This is a genomic window from Azohydromonas australica DSM 1124, from assembly GCF_000430725.1.
Classification (GTDB): Bacteria; Pseudomonadota; Gammaproteobacteria; order Burkholderiales; family Burkholderiaceae_C; genus Azohydromonas; species Azohydromonas australica.
Map to the genome: position 1 here is coordinate 1 of NZ_AUMO01000140.1, position 7,259 is coordinate 7,259.

At 55.1% G+C, this 7,259-nt stretch carries 4 protein-coding genes, 2 rRNA genes and 3 pseudogenes; 3 read left to right on the forward strand and 6 right to left on the reverse strand.

Features of this window, described 5'->3' with window-relative positions; genetic code table 11:
* A pseudogene (locus tag H537_RS53205) lies at positions 1 to 162 on the forward strand (IS110 family transposase); the annotation flags it as partial.
* A gap of 279 nt (positions 163 to 441) precedes the next feature.
* Positions 442 to 624, forward strand: a complete 183-nt coding sequence (locus tag H537_RS53210) for a hypothetical protein (protein WP_156901839.1) — start codon at positions 442 to 444, stop codon at positions 622 to 624.
* A 28-nt stretch (positions 625 to 652) separates the two neighbouring features.
* Here H537_RS53210 and H537_RS44105 read toward each other — a convergent pair.
* Both H537_RS44105 and H537_RS44110 read right to left on the reverse strand, forming a co-directional pair.
* Positions 653 to 1,461: pseudogene (locus H537_RS44105) on the reverse strand (ATP-binding protein).
* A pseudogene (locus H537_RS44110) lies at positions 1,458 to 2,617 on the reverse strand (IS21 family transposase); the annotation flags it as partial. The pseudogenes H537_RS44105 and H537_RS44110, both read right to left, overlap by 4 nt.
* 325 nt (positions 2,618 to 2,942) lie before the next feature.
* On the opposite strand from H537_RS44110, the gene H537_RS53220 reads away from it, so the two are divergent.
* The gene (locus tag H537_RS53220; protein ID WP_156901840.1) at positions 2,943 to 3,110 is read left to right on the forward strand and encodes a hypothetical protein; all 168 of its coding nucleotides are present in this window, start codon (positions 2,943 to 2,945) and stop codon (positions 3,108 to 3,110) included.
* A gap of 335 nt (positions 3,111 to 3,445) precedes the next feature.
* Here the strand turns inward: H537_RS53220 and H537_RS51335 are convergent, their stop codons facing one another.
* The 4 genes from H537_RS51335 to H537_RS0118575 form a co-directional block, all read right to left on the reverse strand.
* On the reverse strand, positions 3,446 to 5,578 hold the full coding sequence (locus H537_RS51335) for a sodium-translocating pyrophosphatase (RefSeq protein ID WP_084150807.1): 2,133 nt from the start codon (positions 5,576 to 5,578) through the stop codon (positions 3,446 to 3,448).
* A 469-nt stretch (positions 5,579 to 6,047) separates the two neighbouring features.
* Complete coding sequence (ppa, locus tag H537_RS0118565) at positions 6,048 to 6,587, reverse strand: inorganic diphosphatase (protein ID WP_028999038.1); 540 nt, start codon at positions 6,585 to 6,587, stop codon at positions 6,048 to 6,050.
* A 346-nt stretch (positions 6,588 to 6,933) separates the two neighbouring features.
* A 5S ribosomal RNA gene (gene rrf, locus H537_RS0118570) occupies positions 6,934 to 7,046 on the reverse strand.
* 133 nt (positions 7,047 to 7,179) lie between these two features.
* Positions 7,180 to 7,259: ribosomal RNA gene (locus H537_RS0118575) — 23S ribosomal RNA — on the reverse strand; the annotation flags it as partial.

Below are 7,259 nucleotides of genomic sequence, written 5' to 3' on the forward strand. Positions count from 1 at the left end.
AAGGAGCAGGTGGAGAACTGGCTCACCAAATTGCTTGCGCGGCGCCACGCCAACGTCGCGGCCGTTGCGCTGGCCAACAAGAATGCACGTGTAGTGTGGGCGCTATTGGCTCAAGACCGCGAATACCAACCCGGCTACTCAGCAGGCTGCCCAACTGCATAGTGCAGTTGGACCGGAGACGTTTAAAACCTCACAACCAAATCAGGAGATCCAGACCACCGATTGCTCAGGCTATTCAGCAAGTGATGGCATGACAGGTCAGACCGTGACCGGCTCAACCCGTGATTCGTTTGGCACCCAGAGTGCGTGAGAGCGATTGAGAAGCCGGTCAGCAGAACCCATCAGGGACAGCGAGTTTGTCCTCGCACCAAAGTCCGGATGTACGGGTGCAATCTTTCTTCACGCCTTCATACACTGAGAGCTTGGCAAAAGGGGGCGTCCATGTACGACGAATCGGTCATGCATCGCTGGGCCGAGAGCGTTTACTGGCAATTCTTCAACGGCATGGAGTACTGCGCGCCGCGCTTGCCCTGCAACACCACGAAAATTGAGCTGTGGCGCGTAGATCTGGATGAGAAGCGTGCGGCAATCAAGATAAGAAGAGCTGTCGCAGCTCAGGGATGATGCCGGCATAGATTGACGCGAGCAGGAACTACTCAACGGGTTGTTTGTCGCGCGGCGTTACGGCGGCGATGTTCCTCATTGTTGCAATGGATGCAGTGCGCCTGGGCCCATGTTGTTTTCGCTCCAAGACCATGCGTTGCCGGTAGCTCTAGACGTCGAGCTCGAAGATCGTAGAGTGATAATGAGCCGGTCAAACACGGCGAGCGTCATGGCGGGATCGGGCAAAATCCTTGTCCCATTCCCAAGGGGCTGGTTAGCCGTGATCAGCAAGGAGCAGCGCTCGTAGCGGGCGCTGAAGAGTTCGAACAGCACTGACGTCTCAGCTTGGTCCTTGGCGATGTGGGCCAGGTTGTCCGGGATGACGGAGTCGAAGCTCGCCGCTTCCAGCGGCTCGCTCGCGGCGAGCCACTGCAGCCATTGGACCAGATCCAAGGTGCGAGTGAATAGCACATGCCATCCCTTCTTCAGCAGTCCAAGGCCGATGGCCGAGGACAGGTGCGACTTGCCGCCACCCGGCGGGCCAAGCAGGGTCAGGTTGGCGCCATGGCGCAACCAGCCGTCGCCGGCGCACAGCGCCGCGACCTGGGCCTTGGAGATCAGCGGTACCGCGCCGAAGTCAAAGTTCCCCAGCGTCTTGGCTTCGCCCAGGTGGCGCTCGATACGCCAAAGATTGCGCCCGGCGAGCTCGTGCTCGGCCAGGGCCGTGAGCAGGTGCGCTGCGGGCCAGGACTCCTTGTCGGGGCGCTCGGCGAAGGACGGTTAGATCTGCTTGAGCGCGGGCAGCCGCAACTTGCCCAGCAGCAGCGTCAGCCGCGTGGGGGCGAAGTCGTCGCTCATGCTTGCACCTCTTGGTGGCGGTGGACCAAGGCCTCGCAGTTGCTCAGCGAGGTCAGCTGCACGCAGACTTCCGACCGCCCAGCCAGGTTCGGCGCGAAGCGCGCCCGTAGTTCGTTGAGGTCGGACAGCCGGCGCTCATCCAGGCGCTGCTGCAGCAGCTGGTCGAGTTGCGCTTCGCAGGTGCGCTTGTGCGCTAGGCTCAGCAGTTCCAACATCGTCTTGCAGGCGCACGCGGGGGCAGCGGTTCGCACAGCCGATTGAACGCCAGCCGGTAGGCCTCGCGCAGAAAGAACTGGTCCCGGTAGACCAGGTTGAGCAGTGCCATGGGCTTGCGGCGCAGCTCGGCCTCGATACGCTTGCCGTTACGGGCATTGTGGCGGCTGACGATCTCGTCGATAAAGCGCCGGCAGATCCACCAGGTCGCTGAAGTCGGCGCTGCTGCGTAGCAGCAGCGAATCACGGATGGCGTTCTTGAGGTGGCCGTGCGGGCACTCGATAGCGCTGTTCTCGTGTGCGACGCTGCAGTTGTTGCGCGTGCCCTCCAGGCCGTAATGGGCACACAGCGCGTCGTAGCGCGAGGTCAGGTCCTCGCTCGCGTGGGGGTCCAAGTTACGGAACGCCGCCGAGAGGTTGTCGCGACGGTTCGCGCGCGGCACGCCACGCAAAGCCCACAGCACGTTGCAGCAGCCTCTCGGCCAGCGCAACGTAGCTCTCGCCGCCCAGGACGACGTGCGCATGCTCAAAGCCCGAGCAGGCCAGCCGGAAGTGGTAAAGCCGATGGTCAAGCGGCACGCCGCTGATGCTTACACTTAGGCTGTCCATCTCAGTGAAATCCGACGGCCTTAAGCGGCCGGGCTCTTGCATCTGGCGGAAGACGACGTAGCGATCCTCGCCATGCTGAGCGCGGCATGTGACAGATGCGCCGCACGCTGCGCGTGAGCGCCGGGTGGCGGCACAACATCTCCGGGAGCACCGCCACCGGCCGTATGCCGGGCGCGGCCTGGAGCAGCGGTACCACCTTGCTGTCGAAGATTTCGACCAGCGGGTCTGCTCGGCAACTCTCCCGAGTCGCCTGCTTCTCGGACGGCAGCCGCAGATCCTTCTCGATGCGGTAGGCCGTGGCCACACTGATCTCGGCGCGCGCGGCCGCCTTGGGCACGCGCACGCCAAGCAGACCCGGCGGCTAGGCCGCACGCCGCAGCGCCATCCGGGGTGCGGCTGCACGACGTGTAACCCACAATGGTCCACCACGACGAGAAGGACAAGAACAAGAGGATGTGCTGCACGCGCCCGAAGCAAAGTGCATCAACAAAGGTACGGCACGTCAGGGCTACGAGTTCGGCGTCAAGGTTGGCTTGGCCATTACGCCATAGGCGCACACAGCTCCCAGGCAATCCCTGTGACAGCTGCACGTTTGCCGCGCAGTTGGAGCCAATTATCACGCTGCTGCAGGAATCGACGTGCCACCGGAGGTTACCGTGATGGACCTGAACGACCGCGGCGTGGACGCCGCCGTGGCTCCTGAACAACTCATCCATCACAACAAGATCAAACGGCTGACCAAGCTACAGCGTCACGGGCGCGCAAGAAGTTGTCGGTACCTATCGGGCGAACCCCAGAACTCTCCCCAAAAAAAGAAACACCAGTAAAGCGTATTCGGGCAGTTCAAACTACCTACTCAATACTGGAAAACCCAATACCCACAAGAGCCTATAAATTCAGGCAGATTCGATTACTTAGAAAACAAACGAAAAATAGCCTCAATGAAGTATGAGCAACCCCATCTCAAAAAGCAACGCGCCCTTTCAAGCAGCACTCAAAGCAAGATATAGAGCATCCAACAGATGCATTACAGCAATTATAGCAAACCCCACCATAACCATTTAGCCCACAGCAGAACTGCCACCCTCAAAGTTCAAAACGCTTTACGTGCGCGCCCAGCAAAAGAAAATTTCAATTCTGAGCGCACACGCCCTGCGCGCAGCTATTTTAATACCGGCTCAATATGCACAACAGCAATCCGGCCAGATTTAATTTGCTCAGCGGCTTGTGAGACTCCAGCATCGGGAGGCAGAAGAGGCACGATAAGCAAAGCCACAATATTGATTATCTTAATCAAAGGATTGACTGCTGGACCGGCCGTATCTTTGTACGGATCACCTACTGTATCTCCCGTTACGGCCGCCTTATGGGCTTCAGACCCCTTACCACCGTAATGACCATCCTCAATGTACTTCTTAGCATTATCCCAAGCTCCACCACCAGTGCACATGCTGATAGCCACAAAAAGTCCGGTAACTATAGCGCCCATAAGCAATCCCCCAAGCGCCTTAGGCCCCAATATCAGGCCGACTGCGATTGGCACAACCACCGGCAACAAGGAAGGAAAGATCATCTCTCTAATTGCAGCCCCTGTAAGCATATCCACAGCGCGACCATACTCAGGCCGTCCTGTGCCATCCATGATGCCCCGTATCTCCCGGAACTGTCGCCTTACTTCCTCCACGACCGCTCCGGCAGCCCGTCCGACGGCCTCCATAGCCATGGCTCCGAAGAGATAAGGAATCAGACCACCAATGAACAGCCCAATAATTACTTTAGGATCAGACAAATCAAAATGCACTTCCATACCACGACTCTGCAACGCATGCGTATAATCCGCAAATAACACCAATGCAGCCAAACCTGCAGATCCTATTGCATAGCCTTTAGTCACCGCTTTTGTAGTATTTCCAACAGCATCCAGAGGATCAGTGATATCGCGGACACTATCCGGCAAATCAGCCATTTCGGCAATTCCACCAGCGTTATCGGTAATTGGGCCATATGCATCAAGAGCCACCACGATACCAGCCATGCTCAGCATGGCAGTAGCGGCCACGGCAATACCATAAAGTCCTGCCAACTCATATGAAACAGCGATTGCGATACAAACCAAAAGAACAGGCACGGCTGTACTTCTCATGCTGACGCCAAGCCCTGCGATGATATTGGTACCATGGCCTGTAGTCGATGCTTGTGCAACGTGCTGTACAGGTTTGTACTGCGTGCCCGTGTAGTACTCCGTGATCCAAACCATTGCAGCAGTGAGTACCAGCCCTACTGCACAAGCTCCCCAAAGACGCAAGTGCGTTTTTTCCCCCAAGGCATCTGGCGGAAGAACGGATACCGTCACAAACCAAAATGCCACAAGCGATAGAACGCCAGCAACTATCAGTCCTTTATACAAAGCAGGCATGACATTCCTCATTTGAGGAGTCGCTTTCACAAAGGCACATCCAATAATCGATGCAATGATGGACACGCCTCCCAGCAACAACGGATATACCACTGCTTCCATAGGAGCAGCCGTTACCATCAGACTACCGAGGGCCATCGTCGCAATCAAAGTTACGGCATAGGTTTCAAACAGGTCGGCAGCCATGCCGGCGCAATCACCGACATTATCGCCAACGTTGTCAGCGATAACAGCCGGATTACGTGGATCGTCTTCCGGAATACCTGCTTCAACCTTACCTACCAAGTCAGCCCCTACGTCGGCTCCTTTAGTAAAAATACCGCCACCTAAACGAGCAAATATCGATATCAGTGATGCTCCAAACGCAAAACCTAACATCGGCTTAAGAGTAGCGGAGATACTGTGTGTCGGCATGCCGTTTCCATTAATAGTAACTACCCAGTAGAAAACACCAACTCCTAAAAGTCCCAAACCTACAACCAGCATCCCTGTAATGGCTCCTCCTTTGAACGCCACATCCAAGGCGGGGCCAATACCCCGCGTAGCGGCTTGAGCTGTACGAACATTAGCTCGCACAGAAATGTTCATGCCGATAAACCCACAAGCTCCTGAAAGAACAGCGCCGGAAATAAAGCCAGCGGCGGTCAAAATATCCAAGAATATACCTATCAAAACTGCTAGACAGACACCAACAAGCGCTATGGTTTTGTACTGTCGAGCCAAGTACGCGGAAGCGCCAAGCTGTATCGCATTTGCAATTTGCTGCATGCGCTCACTGCCACTGTCTTGTCGCAGGATCCAGCTTCGTTGCAGGAAACCGTAGATCACTGCGGCCACGCCACAGGCCAAAGAGAGATACAGCGCCAGATGGGTTGACATCAAAGAGCTCCCTTCGCTACGTTGTCGCGGGGACGGGAAGGCATCAGCTTCCCACACATGAACTGCAGTGGAGCACTGCAGAACAGTAGACCATACTACGGGATAATCAGGAATTTGAGTTCGCTTTTTTTCGAACCAGGACCACCACTCGGCATCTGCTGGTCGTTGAAGTATCCCGACTTCCAAACACATTGAATGCCGCTTAGACTCTTATTAGAAGCAATAAGCGTTTCCTTCAACCTCCCAGACTGCTTGTGCCTTTGACAAATTGGATGCTGAAGACGCCTATCACTGATAAATTCAAGCAAACTGCTGCACACAACAAATAATAATTATCAAAAAAATATAATAAAACAGATTTAACGTCCCCAAAAAAACGTGAGTATGTTGTGCATACTCACGTTTCCAACTATTACTTAGACACCAGTCAGCGACACCACTGGACAAGCAGTGCCCCTACCGTTCTACATCACTTTTGGTGTTTTTGAGCCCAAGCGGCCATGCCGTTGCGGATTTCAGTACGGGCACCTTCAGGCCCTTCCCAACCAAGCACCTTCACCCATTTCCCCTTTTCCAAGTCTTTGTAATGCTCGAAGAAGTGTTGGATTTGCTTCAACCGCAGTTCATTGAGATCTTCCGGCTTTTCCCAATGACTGTAAATAGGCAGGATCTTGTTGGTCGGCACAGCGAGCAACTTGCTGTCACCACCGGCCTCATCTTCCATTTTCAAAATACCGATCGGACGGCAAGCTACCACGACCCCCGGGATCAACGGATACGGCGTAATCACCAGAACATCCACCGGATCGCCGTCATCGGCTAGCGTTTGAGGCACGTATCCATAATTGCACGGATAGTGCATCGCCGTCCCCATAAAGCGGTCGACGAACAAAGCACCGGTGTCCTCGTCCACTTCGTACTTGATAGGATCCGCGTTCATTGGGATCTCAATGATCACATTGAACTCATCAGGGACCTTTGCACCTGGCGTCACGTTATGCAAGCTCATAGCTTCCTCGGTTGAAGGGAAAACGCCCCATTTTATGTGCGGCGCTTGCCCTGGGCTGACTTCCATGCAACAAGTTGGGTTCAACAGGCAACATTGCAGGCAGTAGAAGTGCCATTGGCCTTCATGACTGCCTTGCTGGTGAGGCCGGTGCCGATGAGTCTCAACCGGAAATGTACGGCTTTGAGTTAAGCTCTCTGTACCGACTAATTTATAGAACAACGAGTAGGACGCTCTTGAACAGAGTCAGCGCGAATACTCATACTCTGGGAAAAAACTTTTCTAAATTTAGAAATACAAAGCAAAACGCCCCGACCATATTCTGATCGGGGCGTTCGCTGGGATATTAGCCTGACGATGTCCTACTTTCACACGGGAATCCGCACTATCATCGGCGCTGAGGTGTTTCACGATCCTGTTCGGGATGGGAAGGGGTGGGACCACCTCGCTATGGTCATCAGGCTTGAACTTTTTGCCCAACTTCTGCGTTCAGCAATTGAGCCAATTCACAGAGTCTTGTCAGCTTTATTGATTGCGTCGCCGTCTCGGGGCAACAACTTCAAATTCTCGCCTTTGACTGCTTCGTCAAAGTTATAGGGTCAAGCCTCACGGGCAATTAGTACTGGTCAGCTTAACGCGTTACCGCGCTTCCACACCCAGCCTATCAACGTCCTG

Coding starts and splice junctions, on each gene's coding strand:
- ppa (WP_028999038.1), bottom strand. CDS start 6,587: ATGAGCTTGCATAACGTGACGCCAGGTGCAAAGGTCCCTGATGAGTTC.
- H537_RS51335 (WP_084150807.1), bottom strand. CDS start 5,578: ATGTCAACCCATCTGGCGCTGTATCTCTCTTTGGCCTGTGGCGTGGCC.
- H537_RS53220 (WP_156901840.1), top strand. CDS start 2,943: ATGGACCTGAACGACCGCGGCGTGGACGCCGCCGTGGCTCCTGAACAA.
- H537_RS53210 (WP_156901839.1), top strand. CDS start 442: ATGTACGACGAATCGGTCATGCATCGCTGGGCCGAGAGCGTTTACTGG.